Genomic DNA, 25410 nt, shown 5'->3' with positions numbered 1-25410 from the left:
GCCAGCGCCGCGGTCGGACCGTCAGGCCTGAGGTGGGACGTCGTCGTCGAACCGCTCCGGCGAGCGCATCCGTTCGATGCGCAGCTGACGCTCCGTCGCCGACAAGCGCAGCACGCGGATCGCGGCGAACACGAGCACGATGAGGGCGACGGCCAGCACCGCGAGCGCCAGCACGAACAGGGCGTAGAGGACGACGACGAATCCGAGACCACTGTCTGCGAGCATCCGTCGAACACAGCAGCGCGGGTTCGTAGGGTGGGGACGTGACGAGGACGACGGACGGCTCAGCGGGGGATGCGGACCACCGGCAGCACCGTCGGCCCGAACCGGCGTTCGCCCGTGCGGTCGCGAAGGCGCTCGGTGACGCCCGGACGGTGCTGGACATCGGTGCCGGTACCGTTCCGTACACGCCGACCGACCGTGACGTGCGGACCGTGGAGCCCGGCGCGGACCTGCCCTTCGCCGACGACACCTTCGACGCCGCGATGACGACCTTCTCGCTGCACGAGTGGGATGACCTCGAGCGCGGGCTCGCCGAGGTGCGTCGAGTGACCCGGGGCCCGATCGTGGTCCTGACGTTCGACCCGGACCGCATCGAGCGCTCGTGGCTCGCCGAGTACGCCCCCGAGGTGCTGGCGGCCGATGCGCGTCGCCACCCGGCGCTGCCGCGGATCGCCGACGCGCTGGTCGACGACACCGTCACCAGCACCCCGTTGCCGATCCCGTTCACGTGCGTCGACGGGTTCGCCGAGGCGTACTACGCCCGCCCCGAGCGACTGCTCGACCCCGGCGTGCGCCAGGCGGACCCGGCGTGGGGCCTGGTCGACGAGTTCACCGTGCGGCGGTCGGTGGCCGCGCTCCGGACCGCGCTGGAGTCGGGGGAGTGGGACCGGCGGCACGGGTCGCTCCGGATCCGCCCGACGTACGAGGGCTCGGTCGTCCTGGTCACGGCGACGCCGAACCGGCCGCGGGCGGACCCGATCGGGCTTGACACCCGGTCGTAGGCTGGTCGGGTGAGCTTCCAGGAGGTGGTCGGCGCCCGTATCGCCGGCATCAGGGCGTGAGGCCCCCGGTCGCGCCCTCGGGTGCGGCCGCCCTCGTCGAACCCTGACCTCCTCCGCCCGGTGCGGTGTGCGTCCGCACGCCCCGGGCCCGCACGAAAGCGATCACCCATGCTCCCCATCGTGGAGAAGACCCTCCGCACGTCCTTCGTCAACGCCTCGCGCAAAGAGGTGTCCGACCTCACGCTGCCCGCCGGCTTCGAGACGCTCGACTGGGACGCGCTCGACTACCTCGGCTGGCGCGACCCGAAGATCGGGCGGCGCGCGTACGCCGTCGTGCCGACCCTGGACGGCGACCTGATCGGCATCCTGTTCCGACAGGCCGAGGCCGCACCCCGCTCCCGTGCCCAGTGCTCGTGGTGCCAGGACGTCAAGCTGCCGAACGACGTCGCCTTCTACAGCGCGAAGCGGTCGGGCCCGGCCGGCCGGAACGGCAACACGGTCGGCACCCTGGTCTGCCAGGACTTCCAGTGCTCGCGGAACGTCCGGAAGCTGCCGCCGCCGGCCTACGAGGGCTACGACGTCGAGGCCGCGCGCCTGCAGCGCATCGAGGACCTGCAGCTCCGCGCCGCGTCCTTCGCCGCCGAGATCTGAGACGCGACCGACGACGAACGGGAGGTCCGTGACGGATCCGTCACGGGCCTCCCGTCCGTCAGGTGGTGCGTCTACCGACCGATGGTCGACATGTCGGGGTAGCGGTCACCGGTCGGGACCGGCAGCGCCGACAGGCGCGACAGCTGGTCCGCCGTGAGGGTCAGGTCGGCTGCGCCGACGTTCTCCTCGAGGCGGGAGACCCGCTTCGTGCCGGGGATCGGGACGATGTCGTCGCCCTGGGCCAGCAGCCAGGCGAGCGACACCTGTGCCGGGGTGGCCCCGGCCTCGGTCGCGATCTCCTTGACCGCGTCGACGATGCGCATGTTCTGCTCGAACGCCTCCTGCTGGAAGCGCGGGTTCGCCAGGCGGAAGTCGTCGGAGTCCAGGTCGGACGGCTTCGTGATGGCACCCGTCAGGAAGCCGCGGCCGAGCGGCGAGTAGGGGACCAGGCCGATGCCCAGCTCGCGCAGGGTGTCGAGCACGTCACCCTCGGGGTCACGCGTCCACAGCGAGTACTCGCTCTGCAGCGCGGTGATCGGGTGGACGGCGTGGGCCTTGCGGATGGTCTCGGCACCGGCCTCGGACAGTCCGATGTGCCGGATCTTGCCCTCCTGGACGAACCCGGCGAGCTGGCCGATGACGTCCTCGATCGGGACGGCCGGGTCGACGCGGTGCTGGTAGTAGAGGTCGATGTGGTCCGTACCGAGGCGGCGGAGGGATCCTTCGAGGGCCTCGCGCACGGACTCGGGCTTGCTGGAGATCCCGCGTTGCTGCGTCGGCGTCTCCTCACCGGCCTCGTGGTGGTACAGGCCGAACTTGGTCGCGATGACGACGTCGTCGCGACGGCCCTCGAGCGCACGGCGCAAGAGTTCCTCGTTCGTGTAGGGGCCGTACGCCTCGGCGGTGTCGAACAGGGTGACGCCGAGGTCGATCGCGCGGTGGATGGTGCGGATCGACTCGTCGTCGTCGGTGCCGGCGCCCGTGTAGAAGGCGCTCATGCCCATGGTTCCGAGGCCGATCGGGCCGACCTCGAGGTCTGCGAGCTTGCGTGTCTGCATGCTGCAGGTCTACTCCCGGTCCCCCTGGCTGCGGGAGGCACTGGCTGTACCCGCCTCCGCACCGCTACGCTGCGGGGAACGGGGCAGGTGCCCCGGGCTCGGGGGAGTGTCGTGGTCGTCATCTGGATCGTCATCGCCGTGGTCGTCGTCATCGGCGCCCTGCTCGTCGTGCTCGAGGTGCAGAACCGCCGTCGGCGGCGGGCGCTCGAGGAGCTCGACGACCTCTCGGGCCCGTGGGACGGCGCACGTGCCACCACCGACGCCGAAGCCGCGCACTCCGTGACCGAGGGGCTCGCCAAGTCCGCACATCCCGGCATCACGGGTGCCGGCGGCGGCTTCCCCGGCTGAAGCGACCGCGCCCACCGCGCCGCTGTTGTCGGGAGCGGCTGGTCGTGCGTCGACGTCGCCCGCCGGCTTCGTGAGGTTCCTCCAAGGTGCTCGCACGAGTCCTCCGCGCACTGGTGTGATCGACCCGTGAACCTGTACTTCCGACTGCTCCTGCTGCAGCTCCGCACCCGCCTGCGCGCTCGGGTCGGGGGACGCCGCCGAGCGTCGCTCTGGGACGAGGTGCGGACGCCGTTCCGGGTGGTCCCGACCGACCTCGACCCGCTGCGGCACGTCAACAACGGCAAGTACCTGTCGATGCTCGACCTCGGTCGGCTCGACCTGATGCTCCGCTCCGGCTACTGGGCCGCGCTGTCCGAGCACGGCTGGTACCCCGTCGTGTCGGCGCAGACGATCACGTACAAGCGGTCGCTGACGCTCGGGCAGCGGTTCGAGCTCCGGACCCACGTGCTCGGGGTCGACGACCGTGCCGTGTACCTGGAGCAGACGTTCGTGCGACAGGGTGCCGTGATGGCCCGCGCCGTGGTGCAGGCCCGGTTCCTGCGGCGTTCCGGCGGGACGGTCCCGACCGCGGACCTGCTCGAGGCGGCGGGTGGGGCCGACCGCGACCTGACCGTGCCCGACTGGGTGCACGACTGGGCGAGCGCGACCCGGATCAGCAGCAGCGCGGCCTGAACGGTGCTGATCGGCGAGGTCGGCCGGTCCGGACCGACGTCGCCGGCCGGTCCTACGATGACCGCATGGACATCGTCGACCTGGTGCTGCCGGACACCGCCGCATGGCGTGCCTGGCTCGACGACCACGAGCACGAACCCGACGGGGTGTGGCTCGTCCTGGCGAAGAAGGGCGTCACGGAGCCGACGACCCTGACGTACGACACGGCCCTCGACGAAGCCCTGTGCTCCGGCTGGATCGACGGGCAGCGGCGCGGACGCGACGACACCACCTACCGCCAGCGGTTCACCCCGCGCCGGAAGGCTTCGCTGTGGTCGCAGCGGAACCTCGGCCTGGTCGCCGCACTCGTCGCCGAGGGGCGGATGCGGGAGCGCGGGCACGCCGAGATCGAGCGCGCCGAGGCCGACGGCCGGTGGGACCGCGCCTACGCCGGGTCGGCCACCGCCACGGTGCCGGAGGACCTGCAGGCCGCGCTCGACGCCGCGCCCGCTGCCGCCGCGCTGTTCGCCGAGCTCGACGCCACGAACCGGTACGCCGTGCTGCACCGCATCACCACCGCCCCGAACGCCACGGTGCGGACGAACCGGCTCACCAAGCTCGTCGGCGGACTCGAACGCGGCGAGACCCCGTACCCGCGGCCCACCCGTCCGGAGACCCCTGCGAACCCGGGCAGCGGTCGGGGGACACCGACTCAGCGACCGGCAACGCACCGGGCGTACACCGGGGTCATGACCACAGGCACTGACACCACGAACCGTCCGGCCGCGTCCTCCGGCACCTTCCGCATCGGCGGCGACCTCGAGGTCAACCGGCTCGGCTACGGCACCATGCAGCTCACCGGCCCCGGCGTCTGGGGACCGCCGAAGGACCACGACGAGGCGATCCGCGTCCTCAAGCGCGCGGTCGAGCTCGGCGTGAACTTCTTCGACACCGCCGACTCGTACGGCCCCTACGTCGCCGAGGAACTCCTCAAGGAGGCCCTGCACCCGTACGGCGACGACGTCGTCATCGCCACGAAGGCCGGCCTGACCCGCACCGGCCCGAACGTCTGGCCGCCCGTCGGCCGCCCGGAGTACCTCCGGCAAGAGGCCGAGATGAGCCTCCGCCGCCTGGGCCTCGAGCGCATCGACCTGTTCCAGCTGCACCGCATCGACCCGAAGGTCCCGCTCGAGGACCAGGTCGGCGAGCTGAAGAAGCTGCAGGACGAGGGCAAGATCCGCCACATCGGCCTGTCCGAGGTCTCCGTCGACGAGGTCAAGGCCGCGCAGGAGATCGCCACGATCGTCTCCGTGCAGAACCTCTACAACCTGCAGAAGCGTGATGCCGAGGAACTGCTCGACTGGTCCGAGGAGCAGGGCATCGGCTTCATCCCGTGGTTCCCCCTGGCCACCGGCGGGTTGACCGGCGACGACTCGCCGCTCACCGAGATCGCCGAGCGCAAGGGTGCCACCCCGGCGCAGCTCGCGCTCGCCTGGCTGCTCAAGCGCTCTCCGGTGATGCTGCCGATCCCCGGCACGTCGAGCGTCGCGCACCTGGAGGACAACCTGGCGGGTGCCACCGTCGAGCTGACCGACGACGAGTTCGAGGAGCTGGCGAAGCTGGGGCACTGACCCTCAGGACGCGACCGCGGGTCGCGAACGCGACGACCGGTCGGACGGGAGGCGCGGTGCCAGCTGGCACCGCGCCTCCCGTCTGTTCCCAGTCCTGTCCAGATCCGCGCTTGCGGAGGCATACCGGGTATGTGCATACTCAGTATGGCCACGGTGGCCCGGAGACAGGGGAAGTGTCATGAGCGTTCGGATGGGCGTACTCGCGCTGCTGGTGGGGGGACCCGGCTACGGGTACCAGCTCCGGGGGGAGTTCGAGCACCGCACGGGCGGGAGCTGGCCGCTGAACATCGGCCAGGTCTACACGACCCTGGACCGCCTGGAACGCGACGGCCTCGTGGCCCGCGGCGACGCCGACGACGACGGACACGTCGTCTACACGGCGACCGACGCGGGTCGCGCGGAGGTGGCGCGCTGGTTCAGCGAACCCGTGCCGGCCAAGCGCGGCCGCGACGAGCTGGCGATCAAGTTCGCCCTGGCCGTGACCGTGCCCGGGGTCGACGTCGCCCGGCTGGTGCAGGTGCAGCGTGGTGCCGCGATCCGGAACCTGCAGGACCTGACACGACTGAAGCGCACGACCGACCCGTCGACGGACCTGGCGTGGTCGCTCGTGCTCGAGTCGATGGTGTTCCAGGCCGAGGCCGAGGTGCGCTGGCTCGACCACGTGGAGTCGAGTGTCGCGCGGTACCGGCCGGACGAGCACCCTGCGGCGCCTGCCGGTGCCGACCGTGCTGCTGACGCTGACGCCGCTGCCCGGAGCGCACGGTGACCGCCGCACCGCTCCTGCAGCTCGACGCCGTGAGCGTGCACTACGGCTCCGGTGCGAAGGCCGTCACGGCCCTGGCCGGCATCGACCTGCGGGTCGAGCGTGGCGAGATGGTGGCCGTGATGGGCACCTCCGGCTCGGGCAAGTCGACGCTGCTCGCCTGCGCCGGCACCCTGCTGCCGCCGACGAGCGGTGAGGTGCTGATCGACGGCGCCTTCGTGTCCGACCGTCCCGCCAAGGAGCTCGCAGCGCTGCGCCGCCGACTCATCGGGTTCGTGTTCCAGGACTTCAACCTGATCCCCTCGCTGACCGCGGTCGAGAACGTGGCACTGCCACTCGAGCTCGACGGGTGGAAGGCCTCGCAGGCCCGCCGTGCCGCGGAGCTCGCGCTCGACAACGTCGAGCTCTCGCACCGCGCCGACGCCTACCCCGACGACCTGTCGGGCGGGCAGCAGCAGCGCGTCGCGATCGCCCGTGGGGTGGTCGGCGAGCGCCGGCTCGTGCTCGCTGACGAACCGACCGGTGCCCTCGACTCGCAGACCGGCGAGGTCGTGCTCCGCATGCTCCGTCGGCACGTCGACGCCGGGGCCGGTGCGCTCCTGGTGACCCACGACGCCCGGCACGCGGCCTGGGCGGACCGGATCGTGTTCCTGCGCGACGGTCGGGTGGTCGACGAGACCGTGTACTCGGGCGTCGAGGCGGCGCTGACGGACCGGACCGCCTCGTGAGCCGGGGTCGGCGTGCCGGGACCGACCGGACGCCGTTCGCCCTGAGACCGGCGCTCCGTCTGGGGCGTCGACTGGCGTTCGCCAAGGCGGGCCGCGCGGCCCTGATCATCGCGCTCATCGGGATCCCGACCGCCGGGTTCGCCGCCGTCGCCGTCGTGGTGCAGTCGACGCAGGCCACGGTGACCGAGCGGCTGGACTACGACCTCGGCCAGGCATCGGCGCAGATGCGCGTGTCCGGCCCGGACCTGCCCGGCATGGTGCAGGACCCGGTGCAGTGGGAGTTCACGGACTCGGAGCGGAACAGCCCCGTCACGGAGTCGGACGAGGACTCGCCGTTCACGAACGTCCTGGCCCACGTACCCGACGGCGCACTGTCGATCCCGGTCGGGAGCACGCCCGTCGTGCTCCAGGGGGAGAACGGCCCGGTCGGACTGACCGCTGTGGAGGGCAGCGTCTGGGACCCGTCGCTCGAGGGCCACTGGCACGTGCTCGACGGTTCCGCGCCGACCACGCGCAGTGGGCTCATGGTCACGCCTGCCACGCTCGCACGCCTGGGGGCGCGGATCGGCGACACGGTGGACCTGACCGACCCGGTCACCAAGCGCTTCACGATCACCGGCACGATGACGGACCTGGGGACGGACCCGGGGTCGCAGGGGGTGTTCCTGCCGTGGGGCACGACGCTCGCGACGACCGACACCACCGACGACGTCGGGCTCACCGACGTCACCGTGTACCTGCCGTCGGACGCCCCGACGTGGTCGGAGATCCGGCAGCTCAACGCGCACGGCATCGTCGTGCAGTCGCGTCCGGTCGTGCTCGACCCGCCGGACGCGCGGCTCCCCGGTGGCACCGCGAGTTCGACGCTCGGCTGGTACCTCGGCGCGATGGCACTGCTCGGTGTCTTCGCGATGTTCGAGGTCGCCCTGCTCGCCGGGGCCGCGTTCCTGGTCGGCACCCGGGCGGACACCCGCTCGTACGCCATCGTCACGAGCGTCGGTGGCGACAAACGGTTCGTCCGCACGATCGTCGCCGGGTCGGGCCTGGTGCTCGGGCTCGTCGGCGCGGTCCTCGGGGTCGCGGCCGGCACCGGGATCGGCGTGCTCGCGTTCCGGCTGATCGACAACGGCAACGTGGCGTCGTTCCCCGGGTTGCACGTGCCGCCGCTCCTGCTGCTGTCCATCGCCGCCGCCGGGGTGCTCGCCGGACTCGTCTCCGCGCTCGTCGCCGCACGGTCGGCGACCCGCATCAACGTGCTCGCGGCGCTCCGGGGCTCGCTCCGTCCGGTGCCCGTCAGCCGGCCGGCCCGCCGTCGTCGGCGTGTCTGGGGGCCGCTGCTCGTGGTCCTCGGCGCCGTGATGACGCTGGCGTGCGGTGTCGGGGTGCTCATGCTCAACGACCGCCCGGTGCAGCAGGACCGGTGGGCCTGGGTCGTCGGTGCCGGCGTCGCGATCGGGCCGTGCCTGATGCAGCTCGGCATCGCCGTCTGCTCACCGTGGCTGCTCGCCCTGGTCACCCGGCTCACCGCCCGCGCGGGGCTCTCCGCACGACTCGCCGCCCGCGACGCCCGCCGCAACCCGGTCCGCACGGTGCCGGTGCTGGCGAGCGTGATGAGCGTCGTGTTCGTGGCATCGGTCGTGATCACGTGGAGTGCGTCGAGCCACGCCCAGTACGTCCGCGGGTACGAGTACACGACGGCGGTGGGGGTGGCGACCGCCGAGGTGCTGACCGAGACGAAGGAGGGTGGGAGCACCGGCCGCCACGACGCGGAACTGACGGCCCACGCCGCGAAGGTGGTGTCCGGGGTCTTCGACCAGGACCGCATCCGGGTGCTCGGTGTCGCGCAGGAGCAGCCGGGCGACACCCCATCGACCATCACGATCCCGCACCGCTGGAGCGCGTACGACTGCCCCGCGAACGACACGACGAGCTGCTCGTACTACCTGGACACCGCGAGCGCGTCGACGCCGCACATCTGGACGGGCACCGAGGACGACTACGCCGTGCTCACCGGACACCGCCCGTCAGCCGCCGTCCGGAGCGCGCTCGAGGACGGTCGGGCGGTGTCGCTCTGGCCCGAGTACGCCCACGACGGTGCGGTCCGGATCGACACCTTCCACGACCGGACGTGGGACAGCGAGCCCATCACCGAGCGGAGCCGCCCGACGGCCAGCGTCTCGATCCCCGCGGTGCTCGACGTGCAGACCCCGCGGATCCAGGTCGGCGTCTTCATGACGAAGGCGACCGCCGAACGGTACGGCGTCCCCGTGGTCGACGGCATGCTCGTCACGACGCTGCCCCACGACATCCAGCCGGCCCAGTGGGACGAGCTGAGCTCGGCGTGGCAGAGCTTCGGCGGGGACGACCGTGCGCGGTGGAGCGGCCCGACGTTCACCTACGAAGCCGGTCCGGTCGACAATGGGGCGATCATCCGGGCGATCGTGCTCGCACTGGCGGCCGCCGTCACCATCGGTGCGACGGCGGTCGCGATCGGGCTCGCCCGGTCCGACGGCCGGCGGGACGACGAGGTGCTCGACGCCGTCGGCGCCGCACCACGCCTGCGCCGAGGGGTGTCGACCTGGCAGGCGGCGATCCTGGCCACGGTCGGCTCGGTGATCGGGACGCTCCTCGGACTCCTGCCGATCCGCGCCCTGACCCTGCGGTTCACCGAGAGTCCGGTCGGGGTGAACCACATGCCGTTCGTGCCGGACTGGCCGGTGCTGGCCCTGCTCGCGATCGGCCTGCCCCTCGTGGTGACGGCCGGGGCGTGGCTGACGTCACGGGGTCGGCGACGCCCGGCCGTGCGACGGGCACGCTGACGCGCCCGCTGCGCTTCGCGTCTCGCTCCGTGCGCTGCGCTTCGTGAGCAGAAGATGTCGGGTCGGCTGCTCGGACTCGACGTCTTCTGCTCACGAAGTGACCGGCACACCGCTCCCGGCGAACAGCGGCCCGACGGCCCGCGCCCCCACGAGCCAGGCGACCACGATCGCGTCGACGGGCCACGTGGAATCGGAGGACCGGTCGGCCCCTGGTGTCCCCCGGATCCGGCGACTTCCCAGGACCACCGCCAGGGCCAGGCAGGCCCAACTCACCACCACGATCGGCAGTTCGATCAGGAGCGGCACGATCCCGAGACCGACGGCCCACCACGTCGCTGGTAGTGCCGATGCGACCGCCAATGCCAGGTACGACGTGACGACCAGGCGAGTCCCACATCGGTCGAGCTGGTCGTCGTGCAGCCGAGGACGGCGCAGCATCCACGCCGTCACCACGACGGCGTTGGCGCCGACTCCGATCCGCCCGAGGCCGAGCCCGACGAACTGCCCGAAGTCCCACCAGTTCAGTCCGGATCCGGTTTCCGGTACTTCGTACCGGGTGTGACCGGCGGAGTGCAGGAGCACGAGTCCTCCCGCTACGCCGAGCAGGTACAGCGACCACGTCCACCGCGGGAGTCCGAGTCGCCGCAGTGCCGCGGCGACGAACAGCACCGACGTCGGCATGAGCAGCATCAGGGCTGCCCAGGCTGCACCGTCGAAGGACTGTGGATCCACGGACCGACGCTAACGGGATCATGGAACAGCGCGGCGGGTCGTCGTCGCGACTCCATCCGCAGACACATCCTTCCGCGGTTGTGGCGGCGTCGCCACGGGCCTCCAGTCCGTCAGGGAGTGCGCAGAAGGCGACGGGTCGCGTCTCCGGACCTGTCGCCTTCTGCTCACTCGATGCCGCTCACGCGAGCTCGGGCAGCGCCTCCGCGTAGGTGCGGAAATCGCCGCGCTCCGTGTGGATCGCCCACAGGCGGTCGGCGATGGACTCCCCGGAGTGCTCGGGCTGCCCGTCGTCGATGCCGAAGGGGATGATGAGCTGGCCGACGTGGACGTCCTCGTCGCGGACGGCGTCGTGCAGCAGCTGCGCGTAGGCGCTCTCGGCCGCGAAGGCGACCGACGTACCGGTGACCCGGGCGCCCGGTCGGACCGCGCTGCCGCCGTTGACGAACAGGATCGTGCCGTGGCCGATCGCACGCATGCCGGGCAGCACCTGGCGGACGGCGTTGACCGAGCCGTAGACCGAGAACTCGATCGGGCCGACCAGGTCGTCCGCGGTCGTCTCGAGCACCGGGCGCATGTACTCCTTGGCGGGGAGCGGGCTGTACTGCAGCACCTCGATGGCGCCGAGCTGCTCGGCGGCGCGCTCGAGTGCGGTGCGCAGGGAGTCCCCGTCACGGACGTTCGCGGCGAACCCGGCTGCGGTGTGGCCGCGCTCGCGCAGTTCCGCGGCGAGGCCGTCCAGGCGGTCCTGGTTGCGGGAGATCAGGGCGACGGCGAAGCCCTCACGGGCGAAGCGCTCGGCGACGGCGAGGCCGAGGCCCTTGCCGGCCCCGACGATGGCGATGGTGGTCATGCGGTGTACTCCTCGTCGCTCACGTGCTCGAGCCAGGTGGTGGTCGTCGCCGGGTCGTCGGCGGCCTCGAGCATCGCGAGGTGTTCCATGTAGTCGGTGGGGGTCGCGCCGTGCCAGTGTTCCTCACCGGCCGGCGTGGAGACGGTCTGTCCAGCCTGCACCTCGATGACGCGGCCGTCCCGGGTGCCCATCCGCGCGACGCCCTCGGTGACGTGCAGGGTCTGACCCTTGGCGTGTGCGTGCCACGCGGTGCGGGCGCCGGGCAGGAACCGGACCTTGGCGACGGTCATCGTCTGACCGGGCTCCTTCGGCGAGGCGATGGCGTCGAGGTACACGTCGCCGGTGAACTGCTCGGGCGGGTTCTTGACGGTCGGCTGCTTCGGTTCGATCTGCATGTCGACGACGGTAGGCCGCCGTGCGCGCCGTCGGGAGGTGCCGACAGACCCCCTCAGGGGTTTCCCGAACGCAGCGTGTGTGATCGACCCACGACCCCGGGAGGATCATCGTGGACACACCCGTCGGAACGCCCCGCAGCCGCCGCCTCTGGTCGGTGGCAGGCCTCGCCGCCGTCGCCGCACTGGCCCTCACCGCCTGCACGAGCGGTGACGGAACCGAGCAGGACGGATCCGACCGGGGCGGCGGTTCGCCGTCCGCGCGTGCGACCGCGCCAGCCGACCTGTCGGCCGGTCAGGTGGCACTCGACGGCGACACCACCGACGTGGTCACCGGCCTGGAGGCCCCCTGGTCGGTGGTCCTGACGGGTGACGACGGCGACGCGCTGGTCAGCGAGCGCGACTCGGCCCGGGTGCTCGAGCTGCGGTCCGACGGCACCACCCGCCGGGTCGGCACCGTCGAGGGGGTCAGCCACGGCGGCGAGGGCGGCCTGCTCGGGCTCGCGCTGCACGACGACGACCTGTTCGTCTACTCCACGGCCGGCGACGGCAACCGGATCCAGCGGTACGAGCTGACGGGGAGCGCCGGATCATGGGGACTCGGCGAGGCGACGACGATCATCGACGGTCTGCCGAAGAACTCGTTCCACGACGGCGGCCGGATCGCGTTCGGACCCGACGACATGCTCTACGCGAGCGTCGGGGACGCCGGCGCGAGCACGGACGCACAGGACGAGGACTCGCTCGCGGGCAAGATCCTGCGGCTCACCCCGGACGGCGACGTCCCCGCCGACAACCCGATCGACGGCTCGCCGGTGTGGAGCCTCGGGCACCGCAACGTGCAGGGCATGGGGTGGTCGTCGGACGGCACGATGTTCGCGTCCGAGTTCGGCGAGAACACGAACGACGAGCTCAACGTGATCGAGCCCGGGTCGAACTACGGCTGGCCCGAGGTCGAGGGCACCGGCGGCGAGGACCAGGGGTTCGTCGACCCGGTGCAACAGTGGTCCACCGACGAGGCGTCCCCGAGCGGCCTCGCCGTCGTCGACGACACGGTGTTCGTGGCGAACCTGCGGGGCGAGGTGCTCCGGGCGGTCCCCGCAGACGACCCCGGCACGGCGACCGAGTACTTCGCCGGTGACTTCGGTCGCATCCGCACGGTGCTCGAGGGCCCGTCGGACACGCTCTGGTTCGTCACGAACAACACCGACGGCCGCGGGACGCCGTCGAGCGGGGACGACCGGATCGTCTCCGTCCCGTTCACGCGCACGTGAGAGGGGTTCCCGCAGCCCCTCGCTCGTGCCGAACGGGGCGAAGTACCGTGACGGCATGAACCACCGCGACGAAGCGCGCGACTTCCTCTCCAGCCGTCGCGCACGCATCACCCCCGAGCAGGCCGGCGTCGAGACCTTCGGCACGCGCCGCCGCGTCACCGGGCTGCGTCGCGAAGAGGTCGCACGCCTGGCCGGCGTCAGCATCGATTACTACACGCGGCTCGAGCGCGGCAACCTGCAGGGGGTGTCGGACAGCGTGCTCGACGCCATCGGCCGGGCCCTGCAGCTCGACCCCGCCGAGCAGGAGCACCTGCGCGACCTGTCGCAGCACCAGAACGAGACCCCGCGTCGCGCCGGTCGTGTCGTGCCCGTCGCTGCCGTCCGGCCCGAGCTGCAGTACCTGCTCGACGTCGTCACGGACGCCCCGGCGATGATCATCAACAACCGGCAGGACATCGTCGCCGCGAACGCGCTCGGCTTCGCGATGCACTCGGACCTGGTCGCGGCACCCGCGCGGCCGATGAACTTCTCGCGCTTCATCTTCCTCGACCCGCAGGCACGGAACTTCTACCAGGACTGGCAGCGGGCCGCGCACACGAACGTCGCGATCCTGCGGCGCGAAGCGGGCCGGACGCCGAACGACAAGGACCTCGCCGCGCTGATCGGCGAGCTGTCGATGCGGAGCGACGACTTCCGCGAGCTCTGGGCAGCGCACGACGTCCGACGCCACTACGCCGGCGTGAAGTCGTTCCGGCACAGCGTCGTGGGGCCGCTCGAACTGCACTTCCAGACGCTCGAACTCGCCGAGGACCCGGGGCTCGCCCTCACCATCTACCCGGCGACGCCGGGCAGTCCGACGGCCGACGCCCTGCGGGTGCTGGCCTCGTGGGCGGCGACCGAGGGCATCGCGGAGCGGGCGCGCCAGCTCGCTTGATGCGGTGGTCGTGTCGCACGCCGTGCCGGGTGTCCACAGTCACCAGAACGAAGGGTGCGATCAGCGCATGAACGACATCGAACCCCTGCGGACCGCCGCCCCCGCGAGCCCGCCCGGTCGCCTGCAGCGCCTGCGGTTCCGGCTGCGTGCCGAGCAGGAGATCCACGAGCTCACCCGTGACCGCGAACTCGAGGACCGGGTCCGAGCCGAGGCGGCCGTCCGGCTCGCGCCCGGGCCGTGGCACCTCGGGGAGCTGTTCCGGCGACGGTGACGGCTGAGGGGTGAGGACAGCACCTGTCACGGTTCCGCGGTCGGCCCGAGCGTCGAGGACATGACGTTCGTCCTGACCGTGCTCGTCCCGCTCATCGGCTACCCGCGCACGTTGGACGCCCTGGCCGCCGTGGACGAGGGAGCACCCGCAGCATGACCACGGACCACTCGACGTCGACCGGCCGGACCCTGCTGTTCGCCGTCGCCGGGGGAGCAGCGGTCGGCAACCTGTACTGGTCACAACCGCTGCTCGACGACATCGCATCGTCGCTCGGCACCTCGGCGTCGCTCGCCGGGCTGCTCGTCACCCTGACCCAGGTCGGCTACGCCGTCGGCATCCTGCTCGTCGTGCCGCTCGGGGACGTCCTCGACCGCCGGCGCCTGATCCCCTGGGTGCTCGTCGCCTCCGCCGTCGCGCTGCTGCTCGCCGCGATCGCACCGACCTTCGCGACGCTCCTGGTCGCCCTGGCGCTGGTCGGGATCACCACGGTCGCCGGGCAGCTCCTCATCCCGCTGGCCGGGGACCTCGCCGACCCCGCGCAGCGCGGACGCGTGGTCGGCACGATCGCGTCCGGGGTGCTCACCGGCATCCTGGTGTCGCGGACGATCAGCGGTCTGGTCGCGGACGCGTTCGGGTGGCGCGCGATCTACGCGCTCGCCGCCGTCGTCGCGGTCGTCCTCGCCGTGCTGCTGCGGCGGGCCGTCCCGGAGCTCGAGGCCCGTGGCAAGGTGCCGTACCCACAGCTCATCCGCTCGGTGTTCCGTGCCGTCCGGACGCACCGGACCGTCCAGGTCACGCTGGTGATCAGCTCGTCGGTGTTCGCCGTGTTCACGATGTTCTGGACCGCGCTGACGTTCCTGCTGAGCAGCGACCCCTACGACTTCTCCACCAGCAGCATCGGGCTGGTCGGCCTGGTGGGGCTCGCGGGCGCGGTCGCGGCGCAGCGGGTCGGGCGACTGCACGACCGCGGGCTGTCGGTCCCGGTCACCGGGGGAGCGATCGTGCTCCTGCTCGTCTCCCTGGTCGTCGCCGGGATCGGTGCGCACTCGATCGTCGTGGTGCTGCTCGCCGTGCTGCTGCTCGACGTCGCCGTGCAGGCCGCGAACGTGCTCAACCAGACCCGGCTCTTCTCGGTCGACCCTGCCGCGCGCAGCCGGCTCAACACCGCCTTCGTCACCTCGAACTTCATCGGCGGGGCGATCGGCTCCGCGATGGCGTCGGTCCTGTGGAACGCCGGGGGCTGGACGGCGGTCACGATCGGCGCCGCGGTGCTGGCCGGGTTCGCCGCGACGGTCTGGGTCGTGCACCGCAACCGAGGGCTCGTGGTCGAGCTGGAGCGGGCCTGACCACGGGGATCAGCGGAGCAGGGGGTTCGCGACCTCGAGGTCACCGTGGTCGACGAGCCAGCGCACGGCGTCCAGCACGGTCTCCTCGGCGGTGAACGCCGGTGCGTAGCCGAGCAGACGACTCGCCTTCTCGGTGCTGAAGACCTGGCTGCGGGACAGGTGCTCCCAGCTGGCGTCAGCGTGCTCTGGAGCCGTGGTCTCGCGGAACCGGTCCCACGTGACGGGGTCGAGCCGGGCCTCCTGGCCGAACCACGACGCTGCCAGGTGGGCGTACCCGCGTGCGGTGAGCGCCGTCGGAGCTGTGACGAAGAAGTCCTCGCCCGCTGCCGCTTCGCGGTGCTCGACCGCGAGCTGGAACGTCTGCGCGACGTCGTCGGCGTGCACGTGGGCCATCGTCTCGGCGCCGAGACCGGGGACCTCGAGCGGTTCGCCGGCGGACAGCTTCGTCAGCACCGAGGTGTCGAGGTTGCCGAGCGGACCGATCGGCGTCCAGCCCGGACCGCTGATGTGACCGGGGTGCAGCGACGTCGTGACCAAACCTCCTGACGCGGTTTCTTCCTTGAGCATCCGGGCGATGGCGTCCTTCTGGACGCCGTAGTCACCGAACGGCGCGGTCGCGTTCTGCTCGGTGATCGGCAGCACGTGCGAGACGCCGGCCCGCCAGATCGAGCCGCAGTGCACCAGGTGCGTGCCGGTGCCGCGGAGCGCGTCGACCAGCGCCGCGGCGGAGGACTCGGTGAAGCAGACCAGGTCGACGACGGCGTCGGCACCGAGCGCGGCGATGCGGCTGCCGAAGGTGCCGTCGCGGTCCTCCTGCTCGCGGTCGGCGGTGATCCGCTCGACCTGCTGCCACTCCGGGGCATCGGCGTACGGGCTGCTCGTGCCGCGCGTGACGGCGACGACCCGGTGACCCGAGCGGACGAGACGGGGGACGAGGAACGAGCCGATGTGGCCGGTGGCTCCGATGACGACGATGTGCATGGGGGCCACCGTAGGCCGAGGCGTGCAGATCGTGAGCAGGAATGGTCGATTGCGCGGCGGTGCGACCCGACCGTTCCTGCTCACGAAGCGAGCCCGCGGCACGCTCAGTCGGCGGTGATGACCTGCACGGAGCCGGCGATGGTCGCGGCGTCCTCGGCGAGCGCGACGACCGGGTCGGGCAGACCCGCGCCCCCGAGGGCCTTGCGCGCACCCCAGCCGACGAAGCTGCCGACGAGGGCACCGACGCCACCGAGGATCGCTCCCTCGATGCGCAGGTCGCGCTTGCCGGTGGTGCCGAGGGCGGCACCGGCGAGGGCACCGGACGCGACACGTCCGAGCAGCGCGGAGGGGGCGATGCGGTTCGGGGTCTTCGGCAGCTTGTCGCCGATGAGCTCACCGACGGCGGACGCCACGAGCAGCCCGCGCCCGACCGGGGTGCTGAAGACCTTCCACTGCTGCCACGAACCCTTCAGCGAGGACCGGTCGTGGTTCAGTGCGAGGACGGCGAGCGGGGTGGCGCTCCGGCCACCGCTCATGATGCCGAGGACCAGGGTGCGGACCAGGGTGTGCTGCTCGTGCTGCTTGCTCATCGTGACTCCTGTCGTGTTGCCCCTGACGGTACGCACGGCGACCTCGGGTGTTCCGAGCATCGCGGGCGACGATCCGACGTCCGACGTTCCCCGGGCACGGAGCCGACCCGAGTAGCGTCCGGCGCATGAGCAACGTCATCGTCCTCGGCGGCCACGGCAAGGTCGCACTCCTCGCCACCCGCATCCTGTCCGAGCGCGGACACACGGTCACGTCCGTCATCCGGAACGCCGACCAGTCCGACGAGATCCGGGAGCACGGCGGCGAACCGCAGGTCGCGGACATCCAGCAGCAGTCCCTGAACGACTTCGCCGAACTCGTCCGCGGGCACGACGCCGTGGTGTGGTCGGCCGGTGCCGGTGGCGGGTCCGTCGACCGGACCTGGGCCATCGACCGTGACGCCGCGGTGCTGTCGATCCAGGGGGCGAAGCAGGCCGGCGTCGACCGGTACGTGATGGTGTCGTGGTCCGGCTCGCAGCTCGACCACGGGATCCCGCAGGACCAGGACTTCTTCGCGTACGCGCAGTCGAAGATGATCGCCGACGCCGTGCTCCGCGACTCGGGGCTGCAGTGGACGATCGTCGCCCCGAGCACCCTGACGGACGACGAGCCGACCGGCTCCGTCGACTGGGACGGCTCGTCGACGCAGGTGCCGCGTGGTGACGTGGCGCACGTGGTCGCCGACGCAGTCGAGAACCCCGGCACGGCCGGCAACACCTTCCGGTTCAACACGGGGTCGACCCCGGTGGCGGAGTTCCTGCGCGCCGACGCCGTCTGACCTGGGCCGACAGACCCGCAGCCCCACAGACGAACGGGGTCGCAGCGCTCATCCCGCTGCGACCCCGTCGCTGCGTCAGTAGAGCGTCGAGATGCCCGTCATGTCCCCACGGCCGAGCGTGCGGCCCTCGAGCTCGCAGTAGCCACCGGACGGCTCCATGACCTGACCGGTGCCGGTGGCGACGTGGTCGAGGCCGTACAGGTGGCCCCACTCGTGCGTGGCGACGACCTGGGTGTCGAAGCGCGCGCCCGAGCAGGTGGCCGTCGAACTCCACTTGAAGCCGGTGGCGTAGCGCTGGTCGGCCTCACGAGCGTTGCCGTTGCCGTCGAACCAGACGCACGTCACGCCGAGGGTTCCGGTCGGGAGCTTGCCCCAGCCCATCACGTTGTAGCCGTTGTTCCGCGAGCAGCCGCCCTGGTCGGTGAGGTTGGGCTTCTGGGTCGCGAGACGCAGGTAGTCGTTCTTCGCCGTCGACGTGACGGTGCGGTCACACGCCGAGATCGTGCCGTTCCAGGTGTTCGCCGCCTTGCGCAGGGCGTCCTTGGCGTACGAGGACTTCTGGTCGGTCTGGTTGTAGTACCACTTGACCGTGCTCGGCCAGGTGTAGCCGGACGCCTCGTACGCCGTGCTCGTGCACTTCGTGGTCGCAGCGGTCGTCGCGGCGGGGGCTGCCTGTGCCGTCGCGGCCTGGCTCTGCGCACGTTCCTGCTGGACGGCGGGGGCCGAACCGGTCCAGGCCTCGTCGACGCGGACGGCGACACCGGCGGAGCCGTTGTTCGCGATGAGGACGTCGGCGAGCTCGGGCGCCCCGGGGGCGGCCGAGCTGCTCGCCATGACGCTCTCACCCGGCGCGGGCAGCGCGAAGGTGCGGCCGTCGGGCGTCACGACCGTGCCGGAGGTCGCCGTGCAGCCGCTCTCGAGCGTCTGCACCGACAGGGTCCCGGGGGCGCAGCTCGTGCCGGCCCCCGGGGTCGCCGCCTGGGCGGGTGCTGCGGTGATGGTGAGACCGGCGAGGATCGCGACGATCGCCCCGGTGCTCAGCGCGTTCCTGACAGGACGCATGGTTCCCTTCCAGCGGCAGGCCACGTGCCCCCCGCTCCTGATCGGGGTCCATGCTCGCCGATGACCCCGCACCGGGTCCAGGACTGCGCTGCGGGGACACGCCCCCAGTCAGGGGCGACGCTCAGGCGAACTTTGCGTCAAGGCGCTCCGGTGTCGGGGAGCACCCGTGGTCATCGGGTCAGGCGGGGACCGAACGCAACGGTCCGGACGACGCCCGGACGACGAGTGCGTGCGGCGAGCGCAGCACCCCCGGTGTCGCCGGGGCGCCCTCCTCGAGCTGGGCGACGAGCACCCCGACCGCCGTCGCCGCGACGCGGTCCAGGTCGGCCGACACGGTGGTCAGCGCCGGGGTCGAGTACGCCGACTCCTCGATGTCGTCGAACCCGACGACCGCGACGTCGTCCGGCACGGTCCGGCCCGCGAGCTGCAGGGCACTCATCGCCCCGAGCGCCAGCGCGTCGTTGCAGCAGACGATCCCGTCGACCGGCACGCCGGCGTCGAGGAGTTGCCGTGCAGCCGCCGCCCCCTCGGCCCGGTGCCACAGCGCGGTCGGCACCACCCGCTCGGGTGCGAACGGCACGCCGTGGTCGTCGAGCGCCTCGCGGTAGCCCCGCAGTCGCTCCTGCGCCGTGCGCACGGGGCCCGACGGGTCGGAGCCGATGAACGCGATCGACCGACGACCGGCGTCGAGCAGGTGCGCGGTCGCGTCCCGCAGCGCGTCCGCGTTCGACATGGCGATGAACGGCACGGGGGCGTCCGGGATCGGCTCACCGAGCACGACCAGGGGGAACTTCACCTCGAGCGCGGCGGCGTCGCTCGGCCGGACGGTGAGCGGGCTGTAGATGATGCCGTCGATGGAGTGCTCGCGCATCCGGGTGATCGCGTCCGCCTCGCGCACGCCGCTCGCGGTCTGCTCGATCAGCACCGTGTAGCCCACGGCTCCGGCAGCGCGGATGACGGCGTCGGCGAGTTCGGCGAAGTACGCCTGCCGCAGTTCCGGCACCGCGAGCCCGAGCACCTTGGAGCGTCCGGCGCGGAAGTTCCGGGCCGAGACGTTGAGCTCGTAGCCGAGCTCGTCGACGGCGGCCATCACCCGGTCGCGCGTGCGGACGGAGACGTGTTCGTAGCCGGACAGCACGTTCGAGACGGTCTTCTTCGAGACACCCGCCACGGCGGCGACGTCGCTCATCGTGGGCGGAGAGCGGTGCCCCTGCGCCATCGGGCGCCCCCTCTCACGTGCGGACTGCGTTCGGCAGGAACCTACCGCACCAGCGTGGTGCGGACCGGACGGGAGGCCCGTTGCGGGCCCGCCACGGGCCTCCCGTCCGCCGGTCCGGCCCGTCCGGGCCCCCGCTCAGTCCGCCAGGAACCGCAGGACCGCGAGCACCCGCCGGTTCTCGTTCGGCGTCGCCTCGAGCCCGAGCTTGGTGAAGACCGCGGTGACGTGCTTCTCGACGGTCCCGCCGGACAGGAACAGCGTGTCCGCGATCGCGGCGTTGGACCGGCCCTCGGCCATCAGGCGCAGCACGTCGGTCTCGCGGGCGGTGAGCGAGTCGAGCGGACCGCTCGTGGCACGCGGCGCCTGGACCAGTGCAGCAGCCACCTCGGGGTCGAGCACGACGTTGCCCGCGGCGACCTGGTGCAGCGAGTCGATGAAGGTGCCGACCTCGGCGACCTGGTCCTTCAGCAGGTACCCGACGCCGACGGTGGCGACGTCGAGCAGCGCCCGCGCCCACTGCGCCTCGGCGTACTGCGAGAACAGGAGCACCCCGACGTCGGGCCGGACGTCCTTCACCCGCATGGCCGCGCGGACCCCCTCGTCGGTGTGGGTCGGCGGCATCCGGATGTCCATCACCACGACGTCGACCGCACCGTGCGCGACGGCGGCCACCGCGGCGTCGCCGTCCGACACCGGCACGACCTCGTGCCCGCGACCGCGCAGCAGGGACGTCAGCCCCTCGCGCACGATCGTGTTGTCGTCGGCGACGACGATCCTCACCGTTCGGCTCCGCTCGGCATGCGCATCCGGATGCGGGTCGGGCCGCCGGCGGGGCTGTCCACCTGCAGGTCGCCGTCCACGGCGCGCAGCCGTTCGAGCACCCCGGCCAGGCCGGTGCCGTGACCGTCGGGGGTGCCGAACGCGACGTGGGCCCCGCCGTGGCCGTCGTCCTCGACCTCGACGAGCAGGTCGGTGCCGAGCATGCCGACCCGGACGGCGGTGGCCGAGGCACCGGCGTGCTTGGACACGTTCGTCAGCAGCTCGAGCACCCCGAAGTACGCGATGCCCTCGACGACGCGGGACGGCCGGACGGGCAGGTCCACCGACAGCGCGACGGGGAACGGGGTCCGGGAGCACGCCGAGGTCAGCGCGGCCTCGAGCCCCTCGTCGAGGACGGGCGGGTGGATGCCGCGGGCCAGGGCGCGGAGCTCGACCAGCGCTTCTTTCGTCGACGCGTGTGCCCGGTCGACCAGCGCGGTGACCGCATCCGGGTCGGCGCCGGTCTGCAGGCGGTCGCGGGCGTCGCCGAGGGTCATCGCCAGGCCGACGAGCCGGGCCTGGGTGCCGTCGTGCAGCTCCCGCTCGATGCGGCGCAGGGTGGTGTCGGCGTCGAGCACGGCGGCGTCGCGCGAGGCCGTGACCTGGCGGAGCCGCAGGTCACGGGCGGTGGCACCGAGCAGGGCGCGGATGACCACACGCTGCAGCGCCGCGAGCCCGTGGTTCACCGCGGGCCAGAGGAACAGCACGATGAGCAGACCGAGCACCGCGAACGCGACCTGCAGCGGCGGGGTGTCGACGAAGACGCCGAGGAACTGCGCTCCGGTGTGGAGCTCGCCGTCCGTGCCCCGCTGCGCCGGCAGGAAGTGCCCCCACGCCGCGTGGGTCACCGCGCCCAGACCGCTCACGAGCACAGCGGTCGAGACGGCGAACGTGGTGGTGGTCAGCACGAACCCCGCGAGCAGGTACGCGAACGCCCGCCAGGTGGGGCCGTCCGACAGCCGGGCGAAGGCGCTGCCGAGCGGCGTCGAGCCCACGCGGGACGGTGCCGGGGCGACGACGACCTGCCCGAGCAGCGAGGCCGACATCCGGCGGGTGACCGTGGCGAACCAGTGCGACCCACCGAGCAGGAACGCGGCGACGACCAGGCCGACCCAGGTCAGCGACACCGGGATGCCGACGGCCAGCACCACGACGAACCAGGCCAGCGCGGCGATCGCGATCGGCAGGTGCGCGGCGTGGAACGCGAAGGCCCGCCAGGTGCTGCCGTCGGCGACGGCTCGGAACGGTCGGAACCGGGGGACGGTGGTGGGTGCGCCCGGGGTGGCGACGGCGGTGTACATGCGGACCTCTTCGTGTCGGTGACGAGCTTATTGCCCGACACCAGCCTCGCCGCGGGGGTCCGCCCGCACACCGGTGCTGCCCCCCGTCGTCGGTGGGGAAACCCCGCGATCATCGTCAGCAGGCTCCGGTCAGGACCCGGTCTGCTCGGTCGGTGCGGCCACGGGCCTCGACTGGCTCGACCCTCGTTGCCGCAGGGACACGGTGGCGATCACCATCACCGAGATGACCAGGAACTCCGACTGCCAGTTCTGCATCGACTCGAACCAGAACTGGCTCGTGCCCAGGTAGCCCCACGCCGTGACGACATCGCCGCCGTGTTCGAGCCGCTCCTCGTTGTAGGCCGCCGCACCACCGATCAGGTGCCCCACGACACTGCCGAGGAACAGCACCGCGAACAGGATCAGCAGGGAGTTCTCGTACAGCACGAGCACGATCCCGCCCCGGCGCACCGGCCACGGGGCCTTCGGGTCGTCGGCGTGCTCCCGGGGGTCCTCGTCCTGCGGGCTCTGTTCGTCCAGGGGCTCGGACTCGCTCGACCCCTTCTGGAACAGGAACACCGTGAACACGATGTACGCGCCCATCTGCAGGAACTCGCTCTCCCAGTTCTCGAAGGTGGCCTCGGCGAAGTCGCCGCTCGTCAGGAAGCCCCAGAGCGACACGGCCGCCTCGCCGTGCTGGAGTGCGTCCGCCGTGGACACCCGCCACCCGGCGAACACCATGCCGACGAAGCACACGACGAAGACGGCGACGTTCGCGAGGAGCAGGCCGTGCCGTCGCACACGCTGCCACCCACTCGATCCGTCGTGCATGCCGAGGGTCACCGGGTCCTCCGTTCGTCGCGTCGAGCCCATCCTGGTCCGGACGCCACGAACGCCTTCGCAGGAGCACCCGACCGGTCGCGCCGGTCCGTCAGCGACTCAGAGCGTGACGCCGGTGGCCGTCGCGAGCGCGTCGAGCAGTTCGGCGCGGAACCGCTGGTCCGCGACCGCCGGGTGCGGTTCCTGCCGCTCCCCGTGGAACCAGTAACCGCCGGTCATGGTTTGGTCCGGGTCGGTCGCGAGCATCTCCTGCGTGCGGTGTCCGAGCTCGAAGTCGTCCGGAGCGCCGGCCCCGCCCATCTTGGTCGCCACCCAGCCCGGGTCGACGGCGTTGCTCAGCACACCCGGGCGTCGGAGCGGCACCTCGGCGGCGAGTGCCGTCACGAACAGCTTCGTGTCGGTGTACGAGTTCGTCTCCGAAGCGCCGGTCCAGTCGACGGTGTCCAGGCGCGGACGGCCGCCCCGGTGCATCCCGCTGCTCAGGTACACGTGCCGCCCCGGCGAGCGCAGCAACGCGGTGAACAGGTACGGCGCCACGACGTTCACGGGCACCAGGGAACGGCCCGAGATCACGCCGGCGTTGTGCACGACGGCGTCGAGCGGGGTGCCGGCGTCGAGTTCCCGGGCGGTGGCGATCACGGCGTCGCGGTCCGCCAGGTCGGCGACGACGAGTTCGGCGCCGCGCTCCACCAGGTCGGCGACCGCCTCGGCGCGGGCCCGGTTGCGCGCGTGGACGACGACGTCGTGCCCGCTGCGGAGCAGCGAGTCGGCGGTTCCCCGCCCGAGGCCGTCGGTGGATCCGGTGACGAGGATGCGTGCCATCCGCCCATCATGCGCCCGGCGGCTGCGGCGGGTCCGGCAGGTGGACCGGCAACGGGCGGACGGGAGGCGCGGTGCGGGCCCCCCACGGGCCTCCCGGCTGTTCACAACCCCGTCACACCTCGGCGACGGCCCGCAGTTCGAGCGCCACGGCGTTCAGGTCCCCGATCAGCTCATCCGCCCGGTCGGCGTACTCCGGAGCAGGCGCTCCCGCATCACGCGCCTTGCCGCTCGACCACGGTGCCCGGACCGGCGCGGCGACCGTCAGCAGGTCGTCACGGTCCCATCCGTGATCGAGCAGCCCACGCGCATGGTCCACACGCTCCTGCACCCGCACCACGTGCGGATCGCCGTGCTCGCTGAGGAACGCGATGAGCCGGTCGCCGCGGACCACGTACCGCCGGAGCTGGTCACGTCGGTCCCGCGCGCTGTACCGGCCGCCGTGCAGCAGGTGTCGGCGCAGCCATCCCATGCCCCGATGATCCCATCGCCCCGTTCAGCCCGCTGGTCCTGTACGTTTCCTGTGTAGACATTCCCCGATCAGAGAGGACGCGGCGCCATGAGTGACGGCACGCCCCAGTACAACCAGCAGAACCCGAACCCCTACGCAGCCGGCGGGCAGCCCTACGGCGCTCCGATGCAGCCGTCGTCCGACCGCTTCAACGTCATGGCGATCGTCGGGTTCGTCCTGGCGTTCGTGGTGAACATCGCCGGCCTCGTGGTGTCCATCATCGCGCTCTCGCAGATCAAGAAGACCGGGGAGCGCGGCCGCGGCCTGGCCCTCGCCGGCGTCATCATCAGCGCCCTGTCGCTCGTGTTCGGCATCATCTGGATCATCTTCGTGGTCTCCGTCGTCGCGAACGCTCCGGCGGGCAGCACCGGCGGCTACTGACCGTCGTCAGCACCGCACCGGAGGCCCGTGGCAGCTCGCCACGGGCCTCCGGTCTGTCCGGGGGCCGTCCCGGACATCGGCCTCAGCCGATGACGCCGGTGTGCTCCAGCACGATGTTCAGACCGATCAGGATCAGGACGACGCCACCCGCGATCTCCGCCGGCTTGCCGAAGCGGGCACCGACACGGCGACCGACCAGGACCCCGACGAACGACAGCACCGCGGTCGTGATCCCGATGAGCAGCACCGCGCCGCCGATCGACACGGGCAGGAACGCCAGGGTGACGCCCACCGCCAGGGCATCGATGCTGGTCGCGACCGCCAGCACGAGGAGTTCGCGAACCGGCAGTCGATCGGTGTCCTGCTCGGTGTCCTCGTGCTTCGAGAACGCCTCCCACAGCATCTTCCCGCCGATCAGCGCGAGCAGCGCGAACGCGACCCAGTGGTCGAAGGCCGCGATGTACTGCGCGAACGCCGACCCGAGCAGCCAGCCGAGCAACGGCATCACCGCCTGGAACACCCCGAACGTCAGCGCGATCGCGATCGCGTGCCGCACGTCGAAGCGCTTCATGTGCAGCCCCTTGCCGAGGGCGACGGCGAAGGCGTCCGCGGAGACGCCGAGCGCGATGAGGAAGAGGGCCCAGAACGACATGGGAGCGGCGCCTTTCGAGACGGTGGGA

29 protein-coding genes and 1 pseudogene are annotated in these 25410 nt (G+C 72.0%); 15 read left to right on the top strand and 15 right to left on the bottom strand.

Translation table 11 applies throughout. The features are described from left to right. Positions 1-21: 21 nt before the first annotated feature. Positions 22-225 (bottom strand): hypothetical protein, encoded by a 204-nt coding sequence (locus tag Q9R26_RS04705; RefSeq protein ID WP_182064469.1) that lies wholly within the window; start codon positions 223-225, stop codon positions 22-24. A 38-nt stretch (positions 226-263) separates the two neighbouring features. Here Q9R26_RS04705 and Q9R26_RS04700 point away from each other — a divergent pair, with 38 nt between their 5' ends. Both Q9R26_RS04700 and Q9R26_RS04695 read left to right on the top strand, forming a co-directional pair. Then, a complete protein-coding gene (locus Q9R26_RS04700; protein WP_311226671.1) occupies positions 264-1004 on the top strand; it encodes a methyltransferase domain-containing protein in 741 nt (246 codons plus the stop codon). 168 nt (positions 1005-1172) lie between these two features. Then, entirely contained in the window at positions 1173-1655 is a 483-nt protein-coding gene (locus Q9R26_RS04695) for an FBP domain-containing protein (protein WP_311226670.1), read from the top strand. A 71-nt stretch (positions 1656-1726) separates the two neighbouring features. Here the strand turns inward: Q9R26_RS04695 and Q9R26_RS04690 are convergent, their stop codons facing one another. Further along, positions 1727-2713: an aldo/keto reductase gene (locus tag Q9R26_RS04690; RefSeq protein ID WP_071248528.1), complete on the bottom strand. Its 987-nt coding sequence runs from the start codon at positions 2711-2713 to the stop codon at positions 1727-1729. A 111-nt stretch (positions 2714-2824) separates the two neighbouring features. On the opposite strand from Q9R26_RS04690, the gene Q9R26_RS04685 reads away from it, so the two are divergent. The 7 genes and pseudogenes from Q9R26_RS04685 to Q9R26_RS04655 all read left to right on the top strand — a co-directional run bounded on the left by Q9R26_RS04685 (position 2825) and on the right by Q9R26_RS04655 (position 9653). Further along, positions 2825-3061: a hypothetical protein gene (locus Q9R26_RS04685; protein WP_259578763.1), complete on the top strand. Its 237-nt coding sequence runs from the start codon at positions 2825-2827 to the stop codon at positions 3059-3061. A gap of 126 nt (positions 3062-3187) precedes the next feature. Continuing rightward, complete coding sequence (locus Q9R26_RS04680; RefSeq protein ID WP_209132450.1) at positions 3188-3733, top strand: acyl-CoA thioesterase; 546 nt, start codon at positions 3188-3190, stop codon at positions 3731-3733. A gap of 65 nt (positions 3734-3798) precedes the next feature. Next, positions 3799-4371 (top strand): annotated as a pseudogene (locus Q9R26_RS04675) (YdeI family protein); the annotation flags it as partial. Positions 4372-4461: 90 nt separating this feature from the next. Then, positions 4462-5343: an aldo/keto reductase gene (locus tag Q9R26_RS04670; protein ID WP_182064476.1), complete on the top strand. Its 882-nt coding sequence runs from the start codon at positions 4462-4464 to the stop codon at positions 5341-5343. A gap of 178 nt (positions 5344-5521) precedes the next feature. Beyond that, positions 5522-6109 carry a PadR family transcriptional regulator gene (locus tag Q9R26_RS04665; RefSeq protein ID WP_182064477.1) on the top strand — a complete coding sequence of 196 codons (588 nt, stop codon included), beginning with the start codon at positions 5522-5524 and terminating at the stop codon, positions 6107-6109. After that, positions 6106-6834 carry an ABC transporter ATP-binding protein gene (locus Q9R26_RS04660; protein WP_027466859.1) on the top strand — a complete coding sequence of 243 codons (729 nt, stop codon included), beginning with the start codon at positions 6106-6108 and terminating at the stop codon, positions 6832-6834. Before Q9R26_RS04665 ends, Q9R26_RS04660 begins: the two co-directional genes overlap by 4 nt. Then, a complete protein-coding gene (locus tag Q9R26_RS04655) occupies positions 6831-9653 on the top strand; it encodes an ABC transporter permease (protein WP_311226669.1) in 2823 nt (940 codons plus the stop codon). Before Q9R26_RS04660 ends, Q9R26_RS04655 begins: the two co-directional genes overlap by 4 nt. Before the next feature lie 90 nt (positions 9654-9743). On the opposite strand, the gene Q9R26_RS04650 is transcribed toward Q9R26_RS04655, so the two are convergent. The 3 genes from Q9R26_RS04650 to Q9R26_RS04640 form a co-directional block, all read right to left on the bottom strand. Next, positions 9744-10385, bottom strand: coding sequence for a hypothetical protein (locus Q9R26_RS04650; RefSeq protein WP_311226668.1), 642 nt, complete (start codon positions 10383-10385; stop codon positions 9744-9746). 178 nt (positions 10386-10563) lie between these two features. Continuing rightward, complete coding sequence (locus Q9R26_RS04645; protein WP_311226667.1) at positions 10564-11235, bottom strand: SDR family NAD(P)-dependent oxidoreductase; 672 nt, start codon at positions 11233-11235, stop codon at positions 10564-10566. Then, positions 11232-11630 carry a cupin domain-containing protein gene (locus Q9R26_RS04640; protein ID WP_311226666.1) on the bottom strand — a complete coding sequence of 133 codons (399 nt, stop codon included), beginning with the start codon at positions 11628-11630 and terminating at the stop codon, positions 11232-11234. Before Q9R26_RS04640 ends, Q9R26_RS04645 begins: the two co-directional genes overlap by 4 nt. A 110-nt stretch (positions 11631-11740) precedes the next feature. Here Q9R26_RS04640 and Q9R26_RS04635 point away from each other — a divergent pair, with 110 nt between their 5' ends. The 4 genes from Q9R26_RS04635 to Q9R26_RS04620 all read left to right on the top strand — a co-directional run bounded on the left by Q9R26_RS04635 (position 11741) and on the right by Q9R26_RS04620 (position 15452). Next, a complete protein-coding gene (locus Q9R26_RS04635; RefSeq protein ID WP_311226665.1) occupies positions 11741-12901 on the top strand; it encodes a PQQ-dependent sugar dehydrogenase in 1161 nt (386 codons plus the stop codon). Between the two features lie 55 nt (positions 12902-12956). Beyond that, on the top strand, positions 12957-13835 hold the full coding sequence (locus tag Q9R26_RS04630; RefSeq protein ID WP_111028872.1) for a helix-turn-helix transcriptional regulator: 879 nt from the start codon (positions 12957-12959) through the stop codon (positions 13833-13835). A gap of 67 nt (positions 13836-13902) precedes the next feature. Next, positions 13903-14106: a hypothetical protein gene (locus tag Q9R26_RS04625; RefSeq protein ID WP_182064482.1), complete on the top strand. Its 204-nt coding sequence runs from the start codon at positions 13903-13905 to the stop codon at positions 14104-14106. Between the two features lie 152 nt (positions 14107-14258). Next, on the top strand, positions 14259-15452 hold the full coding sequence (locus tag Q9R26_RS04620) for an MFS transporter (RefSeq protein WP_311226664.1): 1194 nt from the start codon (positions 14259-14261) through the stop codon (positions 15450-15452). A gap of 9 nt (positions 15453-15461) precedes the next feature. On the opposite strand, the gene Q9R26_RS04615 is transcribed toward Q9R26_RS04620, so the two are convergent. Continuing rightward, entirely contained in the window at positions 15462-16433 is a 972-nt protein-coding gene (locus Q9R26_RS04615; RefSeq protein WP_311226663.1) for an NAD(P)-dependent oxidoreductase, read from the bottom strand. A 104-nt stretch (positions 16434-16537) separates the two neighbouring features. Beyond that, positions 16538-17023 (bottom strand): DUF4126 family protein, encoded by a 486-nt coding sequence (locus tag Q9R26_RS04610; RefSeq protein ID WP_209132466.1) that lies wholly within the window; start codon positions 17021-17023, stop codon positions 16538-16540. Positions 17024-17148: 125 nt separating this feature from the next. Between Q9R26_RS04610 and Q9R26_RS04605 the strand changes: the two genes are divergently transcribed. Continuing rightward, positions 17149-17799 (top strand): SDR family oxidoreductase, encoded by a 651-nt coding sequence (locus tag Q9R26_RS04605; protein ID WP_311226662.1) that lies wholly within the window; start codon positions 17149-17151, stop codon positions 17797-17799. 75 nt (positions 17800-17874) lie between these two features. Here Q9R26_RS04605 and Q9R26_RS04600 read toward each other — a convergent pair whose 3' ends face one another. The 7 genes from Q9R26_RS04600 to Q9R26_RS04570 all read right to left on the bottom strand — a co-directional run bounded on the left by Q9R26_RS04600 (position 17875) and on the right by Q9R26_RS04570 (position 24310). Further along, a complete protein-coding gene (locus Q9R26_RS04600; protein WP_182064486.1) occupies positions 17875-18861 on the bottom strand; it encodes a matrixin family metalloprotease in 987 nt (328 codons plus the stop codon). A 178-nt stretch (positions 18862-19039) separates the two neighbouring features. After that, the gene (locus Q9R26_RS04595) at positions 19040-20050 is read right to left on the bottom strand and encodes a LacI family DNA-binding transcriptional regulator (protein WP_311226661.1); all 1011 of its coding nucleotides are present in this window, start codon (positions 20048-20050) and stop codon (positions 19040-19042) included. Between the two features lie 165 nt (positions 20051-20215). Beyond that, on the bottom strand, positions 20216-20860 hold the full coding sequence (locus Q9R26_RS04590) for a response regulator transcription factor (RefSeq protein WP_071248572.1): 645 nt from the start codon (positions 20858-20860) through the stop codon (positions 20216-20218). Continuing rightward, complete coding sequence (locus Q9R26_RS04585; RefSeq protein WP_311226660.1) at positions 20857-22200, bottom strand: sensor domain-containing protein; 1344 nt, start codon at positions 22198-22200, stop codon at positions 20857-20859. Before Q9R26_RS04585 ends, Q9R26_RS04590 begins: the two co-directional genes overlap by 4 nt. Before the next feature lie 129 nt (positions 22201-22329). Then, on the bottom strand, positions 22330-23022 hold the full coding sequence (locus tag Q9R26_RS04580) for a DUF6766 family protein (RefSeq protein WP_311226659.1): 693 nt from the start codon (positions 23020-23022) through the stop codon (positions 22330-22332). A gap of 96 nt (positions 23023-23118) precedes the next feature. After that, positions 23119-23841: an SDR family NAD(P)-dependent oxidoreductase gene (locus tag Q9R26_RS04575; RefSeq protein WP_311226658.1), complete on the bottom strand. Its 723-nt coding sequence runs from the start codon at positions 23839-23841 to the stop codon at positions 23119-23121. Between the two features lie 112 nt (positions 23842-23953). Beyond that, positions 23954-24310 carry a hypothetical protein gene (locus Q9R26_RS04570; protein WP_311226657.1) on the bottom strand — a complete coding sequence of 119 codons (357 nt, stop codon included), beginning with the start codon at positions 24308-24310 and terminating at the stop codon, positions 23954-23956. A gap of 87 nt (positions 24311-24397) precedes the next feature. Here Q9R26_RS04570 and Q9R26_RS04565 point away from each other — a divergent pair, with 87 nt between their 5' ends. Beyond that, positions 24398-24730 (top strand): DUF4190 domain-containing protein, encoded by a 333-nt coding sequence (locus tag Q9R26_RS04565; RefSeq protein ID WP_182064491.1) that lies wholly within the window; start codon positions 24398-24400, stop codon positions 24728-24730. An 82-nt stretch (positions 24731-24812) separates the two neighbouring features. On the opposite strand, the gene Q9R26_RS04560 is transcribed toward Q9R26_RS04565, so the two are convergent. Continuing rightward, positions 24813-25382 carry a manganese efflux pump MntP family protein gene (locus Q9R26_RS04560; protein WP_209132490.1) on the bottom strand — a complete coding sequence of 190 codons (570 nt, stop codon included), beginning with the start codon at positions 25380-25382 and terminating at the stop codon, positions 24813-24815. Positions 25383-25410 lie beyond the last annotated feature (28 nt).

Source organism: Curtobacterium sp. BRB10 (genome assembly GCF_031844325.1).
In the GTDB taxonomy this organism is placed as follows: domain Bacteria; phylum Actinomycetota; class Actinomycetes; order Actinomycetales; family Microbacteriaceae; genus Curtobacterium; species Curtobacterium poinsettiae_A.
Note: the sequence above shows the minus strand (reverse complement) of the source record. Positions and strands in the feature narration are given on the sequence as shown.

Coding starts and splice junctions, on each gene's coding strand:
- Q9R26_RS04705 (WP_182064469.1), bottom strand. CDS start 225: ATGCTCGCAGACAGTGGTCTCGGATTCGTCGTCGTCCTCTACGCCCTG.
- Q9R26_RS04625 (WP_182064482.1), top strand. CDS start 13,903: ATGAACGACATCGAACCCCTGCGGACCGCCGCCCCCGCGAGCCCGCCC.
- Q9R26_RS04615 (WP_311226663.1), bottom strand. CDS start 16,433: ATGCACATCGTCGTCATCGGAGCCACCGGCCACATCGGCTCGTTCCTC.
- Q9R26_RS04600 (WP_182064486.1), bottom strand. CDS start 18,861: ATGCGTCCTGTCAGGAACGCGCTGAGCACCGGGGCGATCGTCGCGATC.
- Q9R26_RS04585 (WP_311226660.1), bottom strand. CDS start 22,200: ATGTACACCGCCGTCGCCACCCCGGGCGCACCCACCACCGTCCCCCGG.
- Q9R26_RS04670 (WP_182064476.1), top strand. CDS start 4,462: ATGACCACAGGCACTGACACCACGAACCGTCCGGCCGCGTCCTCCGGC.
- Q9R26_RS04605 (WP_311226662.1), top strand. CDS start 17,149: ATGAGCAACGTCATCGTCCTCGGCGGCCACGGCAAGGTCGCACTCCTC.
- Q9R26_RS04695 (WP_311226670.1), top strand. CDS start 1,173: ATGCTCCCCATCGTGGAGAAGACCCTCCGCACGTCCTTCGTCAACGCC.
- Q9R26_RS04640 (WP_311226666.1), bottom strand. CDS start 11,630: ATGCAGATCGAACCGAAGCAGCCGACCGTCAAGAACCCGCCCGAGCAG.
- Q9R26_RS04645 (WP_311226667.1), bottom strand. CDS start 11,235: ATGACCACCATCGCCATCGTCGGGGCCGGCAAGGGCCTCGGCCTCGCC.
- Q9R26_RS04610 (WP_209132466.1), bottom strand. CDS start 17,023: ATGAGCAAGCAGCACGAGCAGCACACCCTGGTCCGCACCCTGGTCCTC.
- Q9R26_RS04630 (WP_111028872.1), top strand. CDS start 12,957: ATGAACCACCGCGACGAAGCGCGCGACTTCCTCTCCAGCCGTCGCGCA.
- Q9R26_RS04690 (WP_071248528.1), bottom strand. CDS start 2,713: ATGCAGACACGCAAGCTCGCAGACCTCGAGGTCGGCCCGATCGGCCTC.
- Q9R26_RS04595 (WP_311226661.1), bottom strand. CDS start 20,050: ATGAGCGACGTCGCCGCCGTGGCGGGTGTCTCGAAGAAGACCGTCTCG.
- Q9R26_RS04665 (WP_182064477.1), top strand. CDS start 5,522: ATGAGCGTTCGGATGGGCGTACTCGCGCTGCTGGTGGGGGGACCCGGC.
- Q9R26_RS04575 (WP_311226658.1), bottom strand. CDS start 23,841: ATGGCACGCATCCTCGTCACCGGATCCACCGACGGCCTCGGGCGGGGA.
- Q9R26_RS04570 (WP_311226657.1), bottom strand. CDS start 24,310: ATGGGATGGCTGCGCCGACACCTGCTGCACGGCGGCCGGTACAGCGCG.
- Q9R26_RS04560 (WP_209132490.1), bottom strand. CDS start 25,382: ATGTCGTTCTGGGCCCTCTTCCTCATCGCGCTCGGCGTCTCCGCGGAC.
- Q9R26_RS04620 (WP_311226664.1), top strand. CDS start 14,259: ATGACCACGGACCACTCGACGTCGACCGGCCGGACCCTGCTGTTCGCC.
- Q9R26_RS04565 (WP_182064491.1), top strand. CDS start 24,398: ATGAGTGACGGCACGCCCCAGTACAACCAGCAGAACCCGAACCCCTAC.